7 protein-coding genes are annotated in these 15,405 nt (G+C 63.6%); 5 read left to right on the top strand and 2 right to left on the bottom strand.

Annotation, left to right across the window (positions count from 1 at the left end):
• Positions 1 to 16 precede the first annotated feature (16 nt).
• Positions 17 to 2,017, bottom strand: a complete 2,001-nt coding sequence (locus SINAC_RS13980) for a retroviral-like aspartic protease family protein (RefSeq protein ID WP_015246292.1) — start codon at positions 2,015 to 2,017, stop codon at positions 17 to 19.
• 570 nt (positions 2,018 to 2,587) lie between these two features.
• Here SINAC_RS13980 and SINAC_RS13975 point away from each other — a divergent pair.
• The 5 genes from SINAC_RS13975 to SINAC_RS13955 all read left to right on the top strand — a co-directional run bounded on the left by SINAC_RS13975 (position 2,588) and on the right by SINAC_RS13955 (position 12,661).
• Entirely contained in the window at positions 2,588 to 5,641 is a 3,054-nt protein-coding gene (locus tag SINAC_RS13975; RefSeq protein WP_015246291.1) for a PSD1 and planctomycete cytochrome C domain-containing protein, read from the top strand.
• 34 nt (positions 5,642 to 5,675) lie between these two features.
• The gene (locus SINAC_RS13970; protein ID WP_044147578.1) at positions 5,676 to 7,064 is read left to right on the top strand and encodes a DUF1501 domain-containing protein; all 1,389 of its coding nucleotides are present in this window, start codon (positions 5,676 to 5,678) and stop codon (positions 7,062 to 7,064) included.
• Between the two features lie 290 nt (positions 7,065 to 7,354).
• The gene (locus tag SINAC_RS13965; protein ID WP_015246289.1) at positions 7,355 to 10,162 is read left to right on the top strand and encodes a DUF1553 domain-containing protein; all 2,808 of its coding nucleotides are present in this window, start codon (positions 7,355 to 7,357) and stop codon (positions 10,160 to 10,162) included.
• Positions 10,163 to 10,233: 71 nt separating this feature from the next.
• On the top strand, positions 10,234 to 11,652 hold the full coding sequence (locus tag SINAC_RS13960; RefSeq protein ID WP_015246288.1) for a DUF1501 domain-containing protein: 1,419 nt from the start codon (positions 10,234 to 10,236) through the stop codon (positions 11,650 to 11,652).
• Positions 11,653 to 11,707: 55 nt separating this feature from the next.
• Positions 11,708 to 12,661: a prenyltransferase/squalene oxidase repeat-containing protein gene (locus SINAC_RS13955; protein WP_020466184.1), complete on the top strand. Its 954-nt coding sequence runs from the start codon at positions 11,708 to 11,710 to the stop codon at positions 12,659 to 12,661.
• Positions 12,662 to 12,864: 203 nt separating this feature from the next.
• Here the strand turns inward: SINAC_RS13955 and SINAC_RS13950 are convergent, their stop codons facing one another.
• A complete protein-coding gene (locus tag SINAC_RS13950) occupies positions 12,865 to 15,237 on the bottom strand; it encodes a serine hydrolase (protein WP_015246285.1) in 2,373 nt (790 codons plus the stop codon).
• Positions 15,238 to 15,405 lie beyond the last annotated feature (168 nt).

The raw sequence follows: 15,405 nt of genomic DNA, 5'->3' as shown, positions 1-15,405 counted from the left end.
CTCAATCGATCCAGCCTCATTTTGACGAACGGGACCGTTCGGAAGGTTTTGTTTTCGGGAGTATGTTGACTTGCGTGAGTGTTAACTTGCCGGCCGTGGGGTCAAACTTGTACGAGAACTGATTCAAGAAATTGGCCCCCAATACCGGTGGCGCATCATAATCGTTGAGCACGACGAGGCACTCCACGTCGGGGGTCAGGAACGGCCCGACCGCCAAGGACTTGATGGTGGTCCGCTTGGCCCGAAGGGTTCGGCCGTCCTCCATCACGAGGTCGAACTCTGGAGCGTCTTCGCTCAGTTCGATCTCGAGCTCGGCGGCAATGGCTTTTGAGAGGCGGATTACATCGATCGTGGGATCGACGACCAGCTTTTGGCTCTGGCCGTTGAGGATTGCGTCGACCTGAAAGGCCGTCTTGTCCGCCTCCACGGGAATTTCCACCGTCTGGATCAGCTTCTCGGCTTTTTTGAGGATGTCGAGAGCGCCTTTGGGGAGGGGGACAACCGTCGCTTTCAGCCGTGATTTCGCTTTCTTGACCGTGGGGTCGGTCTCCAATTGATCGTGCTTCTCCTGACTCAGATCCACCGCTTTGCGAAGGGCGATGACATTCTGCACGTACCCGTCTCGATTGGTTGCGACATTCTCGGCGAGCTTCTTGCGAACTTCCTCGCCTTCCACTTCATCTCTCTGCAAGTTCGCAAGTTCGGCTCTTGCCCCGGCCAACTGAGCGGAGAGTTGGGCTTTGCGGGTGGCCTGTGTTGCGTTGGCGACCTGGTCTTCGAGGCGCTGGACGCTTGCCGCCAATTCCTCTCGCTTCTTCGGCCGCGACTCGTCCTCGCGTTGCTGGTCCTTCTGCTTGCTCAAGGCGCTTCCTAGCCGATCCTCGAACGTCGTCGTCTGGAAGGCGAGTGAATTGACGTTCTGATCCAACCCCACCACGAGCTTTTTCCCTTTGCTCGAGGCATGCAAATCTTTCGACTGGAGCAAGCCGGAGAGCATTTTTGAGACGTTGGCGCGGTAGTTCTCAACGGGTCCGAGGGCGAACTTGAGGTCGGCGTCCCGATTCAGATCCGCGAGCGCCGCGATGACCTGGCGGTCGTTCGCGAGGTCGTCATAACGTTTCTGGACCGATTCCTCCGTGAGGATCAGCGCCGCCTGCCGCTTCTGGATTTCCGCTTCCTTGGCGAGTGCCATGGAACCGAGCTGATCGTATTCGCGTTGGGCTTGGATGAGCTGGAACTGAAGTTCCGAGGCCTGATACTCGAGACTCATGTTCCGCCTCTGGAGGATCTGCCACTGGTTTCGCTCCGCCGCATCCGTGAGATCCGCCGTCTTGTCTCCAATCGAATTTTGAGTTCCCTTCTGGGTCGTTTCCGTACTCGCTTGATTGCGAAGCTGATTCCGCTCCAATTGTTTGGCTTGGAGGCCGGCCATCGCTTGATAGCCTTGCCGGCACTCGTATTCCCACGCCTGCAAGAGCTTCTGCTGTTTTGCCGCGGTGTTCACGAGTTGGGCCATCCTGGCTGCGATCCGTTCCCATTCCGCCTGAACCTGCCTGAACTCCTCCACCTCTTTGGTTCGGATCGCGTCATCGGAGGCCAAGACGTAAACCCGGCCGGATCGGCTCAAGCCCTTCGCCTTGAGCACCTCATCAGGGTCTGGCTTCTCACCTTCGGAGGCCGAACTCACGGATGGACCCGCTGGGGGGACCACTACCGGAATCGGCTCTTCAGCCCGTGCTGCACGAACGACTTCGGGCTTTGTTCTTTCTACCGGCGGAGGTTCCTTGACGCTCGCCAGTGCGGCGGCTTCGTCCTCGGTCGATTCCGGGGGCACTACCGCCTCGGCGGCCGGAGGGCTCGCCTTCACCACGGCTGGGGCCGTCTTGGGGGCCGTGGCCTGAATTGGCTGCTGCGGATGTTGTGAGACCGACATCCGACCGACGAGGAATCCGAAGAGTGTCATCACGACAGCCAGGGAGGCGAAGACCACCAATGATCGTGATCGAGATGACATCATTAGGGAAGGCTCCCGTTCCGTTCCGAATCGCCAACTCCGCTCAGGCGTCGCATGGTGATGGGGGCGTCTCGTCGGAGAGTTGAGAGGGGTCGCCCAACCAAACTCTGGCCCGTGAGTACGAATTTCCGAGGGAAACCGGCCCTTTCTGAAGTCTCTGATATCCGGACCGGCATTAATTTCCGTCGCAGGTTGGGATTGGTCAGGTGATGCGGGGAACAAGGTTTACTTTATCCCAACCTGACCCTGGAGAGAAGTAAACGTTCGAAAGGTTGAGTCGCACGGCCGTCTCGGTCGTAACGGATTCTTGGGATGACGCGACTCTTTAAGAGGTTGTGTCAGGCCCCGAGGGAATGACGGTGGGGCCGGCTGTGTGACTGGTTTTGGGCGAGTCGAGAGTGCGAAGTGATGCTTGGCCTGACTGGCCAAGATTCTCCAGGACGTGTTCGGATGAACCCTTCGCTTGGTATTTCCTTGCGATTCGTCCCGTTTCGGTGCATCCTTTGAGTCAGTATGTGTGGGGCAACGAAATCCCGAAGCATTCGATCCTTCCAGCGACGGCGGGGACGGCTCATGAGGTTGGGACTTGCGTGGCTCGTTGTGATGACGGTGGGGCCGGGGAGCGCAGTGGCCGCGCCGCCCGACGGACCCGGCGAGGCCTTCTTCGAGCAGAAGGTTCGGCCGATTCTGGTCGCGTCGTGCGCGAAGTGTCACGGGGCCAAGAAGCAGGAGTCGGGATTACGGCTTGACGCCCGGTCGGCCCTGATCCAGGGCGGTGACAGCGGACCGGCGATCGTGCCCGGCGACCCGGCAAAGAGCCTCTTAATGCAGGCGGTCAACCACCAGGGTGACTTCGCCATGCCGCCCACCCGGAAACTCTCCGACGAGCAAATCGGTGTCCTCAAGCTCTGGATTGAGCGGGGTGCACCCTGGCCTGGAGGTGATCGCCCCGTCGCCGTCCGCTCGGGCGCAATCACCGACGAGGACCGCCGGTTCTGGTCGTTCCAGCCGGTGGTCGACCCACCCGTCCCGGCGGTTGCCGACCGCGCCTGGCCTCGCACCGAGATTGACGCCTTCATTCTCGCCCGGCTCGAAACGGCGAGCCTCAAGCCGTCGCCCCAGGTCGATCGCCGGACCCTGATCCGCCGCGCTTCGTTCGACCTGATCGGTCTGCCGCCGACCCCCGCCGAGGTCGCCGCCTTCGTGGCCGACCCCGCCCCCGACGCGTTCGCGCGGGTCGTCGACCGCCTGCTCGCCAGCCCCCGCTATGGCGAGCGCTGGGGGCGGCACTGGCTCGACGTCGTCCGCTACGCCGACACGGCGGGCGAAACGGCCGACTTCCCCATCCGTGAAGCACGCTTATATCGCGATTACGTGATCGACGCCTTCAACCATGACAAGCCGTACGACCAGTTCATCCGCGAGCAGGTCGCTGGGGACTTGATCGCGGCGACCACCCCCGCCAACCACGCCGAGCTGGTGACGGCCACCGGTTTCATCGCGACCTCACGCCGGTTCGGGTTCGACCCGCAGAATTATCAGCACCTGACGATCCAGGACACGATCGACACGGTCGGCCAGGCGGTGCTCGGTCTCAGCCTTGGCTGTGCCCGCTGCCACGACCACAAGTTCGACCCGATCTCGGCGGCCGACTACTATGCTCTCTACGGGATTTTCGACAGCACCCGCTACGCCTTCCCCGGCTCGGAGGAGAAGAACCGTCCGCGCGATCTTGTGCCAATGGTGCCGCCCGCCGAGGCCGCCGCAAGGCAGAAGACATACGACGAGACCCTCGCCCGGCTTATCGCCGAGGTCAAGGAGGTCGACGCCCGCAAGGCCGCGATCGAGCCCGAGTTCCGCGCGGTCGTCGGGATCGACGGTTCGTTCGAGGCGCAGAAGATTGCGATGGGGCCGGGCATTCCCTGGGGCTACTTCGACGGGGCGCGGGTGACCGCCTCGTCCCAGAGTCCTTATACCAACGTATATCCGACGGGGTCGCGGGGCATCTCGCTCCCCAACAATGCCGCCAACAACGCGATCGTCCAGACGCTCCCGGTCAACCGTAAGCCCGAGACTCACGACCGGGTCTACTACAACCTCGATTTCCGCTTCGCCTCGGGGGGGAACGGGACGTACAGGATCTACCTCGGCCACGGGCCGGGCCAGTCGGCCGCCGTCGAGCTTTACTTCAACGCCCACCAGTTCTTCGTCCGGTCGGGCGACGCCCACGAGCCGGTCCGCGAGTTGAGGGAAGGCGTCTGGTACAACCTGCAAGTGGTCGCCGACCTCGACGCCCGCACCTACTCGGGGACGGTCGGCCTGCCGGGCGAACTGACCCGGTTCTCCGGCAAGGCGTTCTCGTCGGGCTGGGACGGCAACCTCGACTGCACCTTCATCGACGGCTACGGTCAAATCCCCGGCCACAAGCCGGCCAGTGACGTCGATAACCTCGCCGTGAGCGACGCCCCGTTCCCGCCCCCCGATGAGCCGTCGGCCGGGAGCGCCTCCGACCGTTCCATCGAGGCGTACACCAAGGTCGGCACGTTGAGGGCCGCGCTTGGCGATCTCGACGCCCGCCGCGCCGTCGCCGAGCAGGCCCGCACCGCTCTCCAGACGGCCGGCCCCTTTCCTTTGGCCTACGGGGTGACCGAAGGTAACGCTCATGACGCCCGCGTTCAGAAACGGGGCGAGCCGACGACGCCCGGTGACGAAGTCCCGCGCCGGTTCTTGCAGATCCTCGGCGGCGATCGCGTGCCCCCCGACTCGGGGAGCGGCCGGCTCGCCCTGGCCGAATGGCTGACCCGGCCGACCAATCCACTGACCTCCCGCGTGATGGTCAACCGGGTCTGGCAGCACCACTTTGGTCGCGGCCTCGTCGCCACCGAGAACGACTTCGGCCGGCGGGGCCTCGCGCCCACGCACCCCGAGTTGCTCGACCACCTCGCCCGCCGGTTCATCAACGGCGGCTGGTCGGTCAAATCGCTCCACCGTTTGATCATGCTTTCGAGTGTCTATCAGACTGCCGGGGCGGGTGACTCCGCGCCGGACTTGCTCGGGCGGTTCCCCCGCCGCCGGCTCGACGCCGAGGAGATCCGCGACGCCATGCTTTTCACCGCCGGTACGCTCGACACCACCCCTGCCGGCCCGCACCCGTTCCCTCCCGTCGAGACCTGGGGGTTCACGCAGCACAGCCCTTTCGCCGCTGTCTACGAGTCGAACCGGCGAAGCGTCTACCTGATGACTCAGCGCCTCAAGCGGCACCCGTATCTCGCCCTCTTCGATGGCCCCGATCCCAACTCGTCCTCGCCGCACCGGTCGGCCACGACCGTCCCCACCCAGGCCCTTTTCTTCATGAACGACCCGTTCGTCCACGGGCAGGCTGCGGCGCTCGGCCGCCGGCTCGCGTCGGCCGACCTGGACGATCGGGCACGCCTTCGCCTCGCCTTCGAGACGACTCTCTCCCGGCCGCCGTCGGCCGACGATGAGGCGGATGCCCTCGCCTTCCTCGCCGCCGAGCGTGAAGACCTCGGGGCCTCAAACGTTGCCCCGCCGGAGGCCGACGCCCTTGCCTGGTCGGCTCTCGCCCGCACGCTTTACTCCCGGAACGAATTCCTCTTCGTCGATTGACGGGTGACCTACCGTGAGCGAACCCTACGACCGCATGATCTCCCGCCGCGAAATCCTCGCCCGCGCCTCCGGAGGCTTCGGCGCGATCGCCTTGGCGGGCCTCCTCGCCGAGCAGCAGGCCGCTGCCTCCACGGCCGACCCGCTCGCGCCTCAGCCACCCCACTTCGTGCCCAAGGCCAAGCGGGTCATCTTTCTCTACATGACCGGCGGCGTCTCCCACGTCGATTCGTTCGACCCCAAGCCCTTGCTGATGGCCGGGCACGGCAAGTCGATCACGGTCGATAACTGGCAGGGCAAGAAGGGGGCGTTTCAACGCTTCTTCAAGCGTCCGAACTGGGAGTTTCGGCCTGGCGGTCGGTGCGGCACGGAGATTAGCGACCTCTTCCCGCACGTCCGCGACCGTGCCGACGACCTTTGCGTGGTCCGGTCGATGTCTTCGGATCACACCAATCACTACGAAGGCACGCTCGGCATGCATACCGGGTCGTTCACCTTTGCCCGGCCGAGCATTGGGGCCTGGGTCAGCTACGGCCTCGGCACCGAGAATCGCAACCTGCCGTCGTTCATGGTCATCGCCCCCGCCGCGCCCTATGCCGGCACGCAGACCTGGGCCGCCGACTTCCTCCCTGGCTGCCACCAGGGAACGCAGGTCGTCCCCGGCCCCACACCGATCCCCAATGTCCGCCCCCTCATCTCGGTCGAGGCTCGGCAGAAACGCGAGCTTGACCTGATCGCGCGGGCCGATCGCCGACACCTCGCGGAACGCCCCGCCGACGCCGCGCTCGAAGCTCGCATTCGCTCGTTCGAGACGGCCTTCGGGATGCAGAACGAAGCGCCCCAGGCCTTCGACCTCTCGGGCGAGTCGGATACCACTCTCGCCCTTTACGGCCTCGAACGTGGGCAGACGACCGGGTTCGGCTGGCAGTGCCTTGTCGCCCGCCGGCTCGCCGAGCGCGGGGTGCGGTTCGTCGAGTTGATCGACACCGGCTCGTCGGGCAACTGGGACTCGCATGGCGATATGCAAGACCACGCCAGTCTCGCGAAGAAGGTTGACCGCCCGATCGCCGGCCTCCTCACCGATCTCAAGCAGCGCGGTTTGCTTGAAGACACCCTGGTTGTCTGGACCACCGAGTTCGGCCGGACCCCCTACCATGAGCAGGCCGGCCACGCCGGCCGCGAGCACCACCACCAGGCCTTCTCGTCATGGCTGGCCGGCGGCGGGGTGAAAGGGGGGATCGTCCACGGAGCGACCGACGACTACGGCGTGGCTGTCGCCCGCGACCGTGTCCACGTTCATGACTTTCACGCCACGATCCTCCACCTGCTCGGCCTCGACCACGAGCGGCTCACCTTCCGTCACGTCGGCCGAGACTACCGCCTCACGGACGTCAGCGGCGAGGTTGTCAAGGATGTGATCGCCTGACCGAGACGCTCTGCCCGGAAGCGACAGTTTGAGGTGGGTACTACGGCGATTTCGTACGGGCGGGTGGAGGTGAGCGACCACCGCTAGCTCGGGAACCGAACCCGTCACACCGTCGAACATTTTGTTGGCAAATCGGGGTTGCGTCGGGTATAGAAAGTACTTGCGATCGCCGAATTCAAAGGTGAGCGTCCTTCACACGGATGGTAGAAGCTCACCCCCCTGCCCGATTTCGCCCCGCCCGTGATTGAAGTCCTCGGCACAGACTAAAATGCGTCTGGAGGAACTTTCCCGTGAGCCGGAATTCGCTTTTCCTCTCGTGGGTTGTGATTGGAGGGTTTCTACTCCTCCCCTCGGCGATTGCGTTGAGTGCTGAGGAAGCGAAGCTCGACCCCGCGCAGGTCGAGGATTTTGAGAAGAATGTTCGGCCGGTGCTGGCGACCAAATGCGTCGGATGCCACGGTCCCGACAAGCAGAAGGGGGGGCTCCGCCTCGACTCGCGGACCTCAATGATGCAAGGGGGAGACTCCGGGCCGGCCATCGCGCCCGGAGATCCGGAGCAGAGCCGCCTGGTCGAAGCGATTCGTTATGGGGATGACCTTCAGATGCCTCCCAAGGGGAAGCTGAAGGAGGCCGAGATCAACGCCTTGACGAGGTGGGTCAAGGCCGGAGCACTCTGGCCCGAAATCAGGCTGGAGTCGGCCGCCGCGCCCCCTGCCCCATCCGTCGCGGCGACTGCGGGCATTTCCGAGCAGGATCGGGCGTTCTGGGCGTTCCGACCGATCACGTCGCCACCGCCGCCTCGAGTGCAGGATGCGAGCTGGCCTCGGTCGTCGATCGATGACTTCGTGCTCAACAAGCTCGATTCGGCCGGGTTGAAGCCGGTCGCGCCCGCTGATAAGCGGACCTTGATCCGGCGGGCGACGTTCGACCTAATCGGGCTTCCTCCGACGGTCGAGGAGGTCGATGCCTTTCTGCGGGACGAGTCGCCCGAGGCGTTCGCTCGGGTGGTCGACCGACTGCTGGCTTCCCCTCATTACGGCGAGCGCTGGGGACGCCACTGGCTCGACGTGGCGCGGTATGGTGAGGATCAGGCCCACACGTTTGAAGCTCGACAGTATCCGAGTGGATTCCGGTATCGGGACTGGGTCGTCAAGTCACTCAACGACGACAAGCCCTATGACCAATTTGTCATGGAGCAGATCGCCGGCGACCTGCTCGACGGGCCGAACCGAGACGAGCGGCTCGCCGCCCTCGGTTTCTTCGCACTCGGGCCAGTCTACTACGGAAAAGCGGTCTACGACGAACTCGATGACCGGGTCGATACGCTCAGTCGCGGATTCCTCGGCCTGACGGTCGCCTGTGCCCGCTGCCACGACCACAAGTTCGACCCGATCCCCCAGCGCGACTATTACGCCCTGGCCGGCATCTTTGCCAGCACACAATACAAGGAATATCCCCAGGCACCGGCCGACGTCATCGCCCGCTACGACCAGGCCCAGGCCGCGATCAAGGCCAAGACCGATGAAATCGCTACGTTTCAACGATCTGCATCCACGCGGCTGAGCGAGGAACTCGTCTCCCAGACGGCGCGGTACATGGTCGCTTCCTGGAAGCTCGTCAATCGACGGAAGGTCGAACCGACTCTCCGAACCGCCAGTGTGGCCAAGGCGGAACAGGTCGAAGCGTTCTTCCTGGACCGCTGGGTGAAGTACCTCTGGCCCGAGCAGGCTGTCGAGCGCCCTTACTTTGCTCGGTGGCACAAAGTCGTTGACGCTCAAGACAAGGCGGTGGACCTTTCGGCAGACTCCGTCGCTGTGGCCCAGGTGACCGAGGCTGCTCGCCAATTCGAGACCTACCTCCAATCGCTCGTCGCGGTGAGGAAGGCGGTCGAGGCGCAACAGAACGCCGCGAAGGCGATTGGCCTCGAGCCCAAGTCGACCGAGGCGGATTCCTCGCTCACCGGCATCGACGGCCAGGTTTTCGGCGAGATCGCATCGCGTGACGGACTCTTTGCGATTCCCAAGGACAGGGTGGATGGGTTGATGACCGCCGACTTGAAGGCGGCGTTGAAGGCGCTCAAGTCCGACCTGAATCGCCTCAAGAAAGAGGCTCCGCCGAAGTATGCCGTCACGCACGCGCTGGCCGAGGGGACGAGCATCGCGGACATGAAGCTCTTCCTTCGAGGGAACCCCGAGACTCCCGCTGACGAAGTTCCCCGCCGCTTCTTATCGGTCCTCAGCCAGGAGACTCCCGCTCCGTTTCGCCAGGGGAGCGGCCGGCTCGAACTGGCACGGGCGATTGCCAGCCCGGCGAATCCGCTGACGGCCCGCGTGATGGTCAACCGGATCTGGGAACATCACTTCGGCCGTGGCCTGGTCGGCACGCCCAGCAACTTCGGACATATGGGGGAGCGGCCGACCCATCCCGAATTGCTTGACCATCTGGCGAGCCGGTTCATCGCGCTCGGATGGTCGATGAAGGCGCTTCATCGCGAGATCATGGGTTCGGCGACCTATCAACTGAGCGGTCAGTTCAACGAGCGGAACAACGAGGTCGATCCGGACAACCACCTGCTCTGGAAGATGAATCGGCGCCGGCTCGAGGTCGAGGCCTGGCGCGACTCGATGCTCGCGGTCTCGGGAACCCTGGACCCCACGATTGGCGGCCCTTCGATCGCGTTGACCTCCTCCGACAACAAACGAAGGACGTTCTACGCCTCGATCAGCCGTCACAACTTGGACGGCCTGCTCCGGCTTTTCGACTTCCCCGACCCGAACATCACGAGCGACAAGCGGACCGTGACCGCAGTCCCGCTCCAGCAACTCTTTGTGCTCAACAGCGACTTCATGGAACGTCAGGCGAAGGCCTTAGCCGCGCGGTTGCAAGCGGCCTCGAATTCGTCGCTTGCGGAACGGATCATGCAAGCATTCCTGGTTCTCTACGCTCGTCCCGCGAGCGAACGTGAAGTGCAGTGGGCTTTGGAGTTTCTGGGCGAGGGTGAGCCGACACCTCAAGGCCAAGGCGGGGGGGCACTCTCGAAGTGGGAGGAATATGCCCAGGTCCTTCTCGGAACGAACGAATTTACCTTTGTGGATTAAGGGGCGAGAATCCACGTCGTTGGGATTCTCGCGCTGGCTCAACGGGCTCTTTAGGCGACGGAGTCATGGACATGCGAAACCAGGGGGTCGATCCTTCCTTCTCGCGTCGGGACATGCTTCGGAAGATGGGAGGAGGGTTTGGCGCCCTCGGCTTGGCGACTGTCTTGGCTGGCGAAGGGAGCGCGCTGAGCCGGGTCATGGCCGACGAGCCGGCGGCCAATCCGCTTGCGCCTCGTCTGCCGCACTTCGAGCCCAGGGCGAAGCGGGTCATCTTCCTGTTCATGAACGGCGGCCCGTCGCATGTCGATACGTTTGACCCGAAGCCGCAGTTGACCAAGTATCATGGCGACAAGCCGGCAAACCAAGGTATCAAGACGGGCCGAAAGGGGGGCGGAACCCTCATGGGGTCCCCCTTCTCGTTCCAGAAGTATGGCCAGAGCGGAATCGAGGTCAGCGAGCTCTACCCGGAGGTTGGCAAGCGGATCGATGACATCTGCGTGATCCGGTCGATGCGGACCGACGTGCCCAACCACGAACCGGCCCTGCTGATGATGAATTCCGGACAGATTCAGCCGACCCGGCCGAGTATGGGGTCGTGGCTGACCTACGGCTTGGGGACTGAGAACCAGAACCTCCCCGGCTTCGTCGTCCTCTGCCCCGGCAAGCCGGTCGTGGGGCCGCAACTCTGGAGTAACAGCTTCTTGCCCGGGATCTTCCAGGGGACGCATATCAATAACGCGTCCCTCGATCCCAAGGCCGTCATCCCGAACGTGAGGAACCGCAACCTCACCCGGTCCGCCCAGCGCGGTCAGCTCGACCTGCTGGCGAAGATGAATGGCGAGCATCTCGAAGGCCGGGGCCGTGACCCGCAGCTCGAAGCCCGGATCGAATCATTAGAGATGGCCTTCCGGATGCAGTTCGAGGCCCAGGACGCGTTCGACATCAGCCAGGAGTCGGCCGCAACCCGCGCCTTGTACGGCAAGGGCGAATTTGCCGACGCCTGCCTGATCGCGCGCCGGCTCGCGGAGCGGGGCGTTCGGATCAGCCAGGTCTACTACGGCAACGGCCAGCCCTGGGACGACCACGCCGACATCATGAACCACCGCGACCACGCCGCCAAGAGCGACCAGCCGATCGCAGCCCTCTTGACCGACCTGAAGTCGCGGGGCCTGCTCGACGACACGCTTGTCGTCTGGGGCGGAGAGTTCGGCCGGACTCCCACTTCCGAGGGCTCCAAAGGGCGTGACCACCATAGCCTTGGCTTCACCATGTGGCTGGCTGGCGGCGGCGTGAAAGGGGGCCATGTCCACGGGGCCACCGACGAGCTCGGCTTCGTGGCGATTGAAGATAAGGTCCATGTCCATGACCTCCACGCCACGATCCTCCACCTCCTCGGCATGGACCATGAACGGCTCACCTACCGCTATAGCGGACGCGACTTCCGCCTGACTGATGTCCATGGCGAGGTTGTTCATGGCATCATTGCGTGAACTTTGGATCTTGCGCGTGTGCTATTGTTGCTTGCGATGGAATGCGATGTGGGGCATGGTTTGGGTGGTGCTGGCGACTTTGCCATTCGGCCCCGTGGTTGTTCGAGCGGCCGACGACCCCGGTGTGGCTCGTGCCGAACGCCGCGTCCTGACTTTCCTGGCGACGGAGGTCCCCCGGTGGTCCCGGGAGAATCATTGCTTCTCCTGCCATAACAACGGCGATGCTGCGCGTGCCTTGCTCGCTGCCAAAAAGCGGGGCGTCACCCTGCTGCCCGAGGACGCGCTCCGCGAGACGCTTGCGTTTCTCTCGCGACCGGAGCGTTGGGACAAGAATGGGGTCGACGCCGCGTTCAGCGACAAGCGTCTGGCACGGCTCCAGTTCGCCAATGCGCTGGCGGCGGCCGTCGACGCGAATGCGATTGGGGATCGATCCGTGCTCTTGAATGCGGCGGATCGTTTGGTTGTTGACCAAGCGTCCGACGGTTCCTGGAACATTGATGAAGTCGCCTTGATCGGTTCGCCCGCCACCTATGGCGCACCGCTCGCAACCGCCCTGGCGCGACGGACGCTACTCACGGCCGATTCCCCTCGTTTCTCAGGCCCGATTCATCAGGCGGCGCGTTGGCTGCAAGCTCGACCCGTGCAGAATACCCTCGACGTGGCAGCGATCCTGATCGGGTTGGACCCGAATGAGGTTTCGCCCGACCTGCGTGTCCGCTGCCTCGACCTGATCCGAAAAGGCCAGTCGTCGGACGGCGGTTGGGGGCCGTTTTCGAACTCCCCGCCCGAGGCGTTTGATACCGCGATGATCTTGCTTGCTCTGAGCCGCTGGCCTGCTCCCTCCAACGAGATCACCCCTTTCATCCAGGGGGGCCGGAGATACCTCGTGGCCAACCAGGCTGAGGATGGGAGCTGGACCGAGACCACTCGTCCCACCGGCGGCGAGAGCTACGCCCAACGCCTCTCGACCACCGGTTGGGTTGCTCTGTCCCTGCTCGCGACCGATTGAAGTGAGCCGTTTGCAGCCCCGGAGGGGCGACCGTTCATAGCCAGGGGTGAAACCCCTGGAGAATATTCGACATGTTTACGTGTTGTAGCCCCGGAGGGGCGACCGTCCGAGCCAGCTTTTGGCTCTTGTTTGACGTTCGCCCCACAGGGATTGCGATGAACCATCGCATGGAGATGGTTTTGCCTGGATGACTCTTGTCGCCCTTAATCTTTTGCAGGCGACGGCCCCTGCTCGATTTTCTCGAACGGGATGTTGAGGATGGGGTAAGTGCTCCAGTCCTTGTGGTCGAAGTGCCACCACTCGTTGATGTTGACGGTAAAGCCTTCTTTTTCCATCGCGTGGCGGAGCAACTCACGATGCCAGCGTTGGAGGGAGGTTCCGCCGGGATAGTCGGGATAGGAGCGCTGGGAGAATTCGTCGTAGCCGCCGACCATTGGCACAGGCTTGCCGGTGGCGAGGTCGTAGAGGGTCAGGTCGATCGCGGAGCCACGGTTGTGCCGTGATCCCTTGGCGGGGTTCGCGACGAAGATTTTGCTGGGGTCGGGCGTTGCGTCCCAGAACATCTTTGTGACGTACCAGGGGCGGTATGAGTCGTGAATCAGGATCCCGTACCCTTGCGGTTTGAGAGCCTGGTGGACTTTTTTGAGGGCCTCGGCGACGGGCCGTTGCATGAAGGAACGCGCGGAGGAATAGAGAGGCGTTCCCATGAAGTTGTTCGTGGATGCGTAGCGGATATCGAGCTTGATCGTGGGCTCGATCGTGGTGATGTCAACCAACTCCGGAGCGCGGAACTCGCCGGCCTCGCGTGGCGGCTTTGCGGCGAGGGCTTCGACACGCAGCTCGGCGACCGGTCGGAGGGGCTGGATCTGGAAGGTGGCGCCATCCTCGCCGTCGATGGGCCGGCGCAGGAAGCGGACTTCGGCCGCCACGACCTCTTTGGCTCGGCCCTTCTCGTCCCGGCTGAACTTCAGGCTTTCGCCATCGTAGAGTCCACGGTCGGGAAAGCGAAAGAGGTCGGGGGAGACCTCTTCGAGAGGGTACGAGAAGAACCACTCGATCAAGGCGTGAAGCTTGCCGTCCTTTTCATAGATGTAGAGGACGTTGTGATCCCAGCCGTATTCGCCGATCAGCCCCGCCCAGCGGTCGGGTGAGGGCTCGGGCTTGGCCGCCGCCAGGCGCGTCAGAGCGGTCCCGTCGATGATGAGTTGATCCCCTTTGGGTTGGATCTTGGCCCCATAAGCGAGCAGGTCGTCGACGATGAGTTGGTCCCCTGCCGTGCGCAGTTCGGCCCGCGACCCACCTTCTCGAGGGGTCAGGTCGAGTTTGCCGTTGCGGGCGAGCAGGTCGACCCCTTTGTCGCCGCTGGCGTATCGCCCTTCAAGGCTCAGGGCGAGTTCCGGGGAAATGGGAGAACTGGACTCGAGCGGTGGCAAGGGCTTGCTCTCGCGCACCGCGAGCATCAGTTTCAACGCGGTGTCGGCAATCCGTTTGGTCAGGGCATTGGCGCAGTCGCGGTTTGCGATCACGACGACCCCCACCTTCTCGTCGGGGAGTGCACCCACTTCGGTGGCGAAGCCGTAAACCGCCCCGCCGTGGCCGATCCGACGATGTCCGTCGAGTTCGGCGAGTGCGAAGCCGAAGCCGAACTTCGTCTTGTCCCCGGCCTTCGAGAATTGCGGCTCGATCATCTGCCGGAGCGTTTCGCTCTTGAGGATCGTGGCTCCGTCCGGCCCTTTGCCGTCGGCGAACAGGGTGCTGAGGAACCGGCCAAGGTCGAGGACGTTCGAATAGAGGTTACCGGCCGGTGCGGTGCCGAGGGCAAACGTTGGCGCGGCGAACGGTCGGCCGTCGAAGGTCGACATGACCCCCTGGGCCAGGAGGGGCTTCATCTCGGCAGTCGGTTCAAACCGGGTCCGATCCAGTTTGAGCGGCCCGAGCAGCCGGCGCTCCATGGCCTGTGAGAAGGACTCTCCTCCCACCTGTTCCAGTACGAGGCCCACCACCGCGATGCCTGCGTTGGAGTATTTCGTTTTGAACTCGGGGGGGTAGACGAGTGCGGTCTCGTTCAGGCTCTTCACCGTCGCTACGAGCGTGGGCTCGGTCGGGTCGAAGTAGTTGCCGACCGGCGACTCGCGGACGAGCCCCGAGCGGTGGGACATCAATTGCCGGAGCGTGATGGGCTTCCCCGAGGTCTGCTTGGGAGCGAACTCGGGCAGGTAGTTCTGAACAGGCGCATCGAGGTCGAGTAAGCCTTGCTCGGCAAGCTGCATCACGGCGATGTCGGTGAAGAGCTTGGAGACCGAGCCGACCCGATAAATCGTTTCCGCCGACGCGGGGAGGCGTCGTTGCGGATCGGCGAAGCCGAAGCCTCGGGCCCAGACGACTTGCTGGTCGTCGACCAAGGCGATCGACAGGCCCGGGATCTCCTTTTGATCGATCTCCGAGGTGATCCACTGCTCGAGTCTTTTGGCGGCTTCCGCGTAGGGTTCACGGGGCGGGACGGTGTCCTCGGCCAGGGTTGCGCAGGGGATCGCGGTGAGTAATGAGAGGGTCAACGCAGCGATGGCGCGGATCACAACACACTCCATTTCAAGTCGTAGCCCATCCCGACGAATCCAGACCAGGATTCGCTCGAGAGGCTTTCGGGTTCAGACCTTTTGAGCCTCGACCAAGGTCGAGGTGCGCGCTCTCCCAAGACAGATCGTCGCCGATGACCACGATCGAGGCAATGATCGTGAGATTCG

Origin of the sequence: Singulisphaera acidiphila DSM 18658 (assembly GCF_000242455.2) — a bacterium.
In the GTDB taxonomy this organism is placed as follows: Bacteria; Planctomycetota; Planctomycetia; order Isosphaerales; family Isosphaeraceae; genus Singulisphaera; species Singulisphaera acidiphila.
This window is presented reverse-complemented; position numbering and strand designations above follow the sequence as displayed.

What these genes read in the sequence shown, in the direction of transcription:
- SINAC_RS13980 (WP_015246292.1), bottom strand. Translation starts at nt 2,017, where the DNA reads ATGATGTCATCTCGATCACGATCATTGGTGGTCTTCGCCTCCCTGGCT.
- SINAC_RS13975 (WP_015246291.1), top strand. Translation starts at nt 2,588, where the DNA reads ATGAGGTTGGGACTTGCGTGGCTCGTTGTGATGACGGTGGGGCCGGGG.
- SINAC_RS13970 (WP_044147578.1), top strand. Translation starts at nt 5,676, where the DNA reads ATGATCTCCCGCCGCGAAATCCTCGCCCGCGCCTCCGGAGGCTTCGGC.
- SINAC_RS13960 (WP_015246288.1), top strand. Translation starts at nt 10,234, where the DNA reads ATGCGAAACCAGGGGGTCGATCCTTCCTTCTCGCGTCGGGACATGCTT.
- SINAC_RS13955 (WP_020466184.1), top strand. Translation starts at nt 11,708, where the DNA reads ATGGTTTGGGTGGTGCTGGCGACTTTGCCATTCGGCCCCGTGGTTGTT.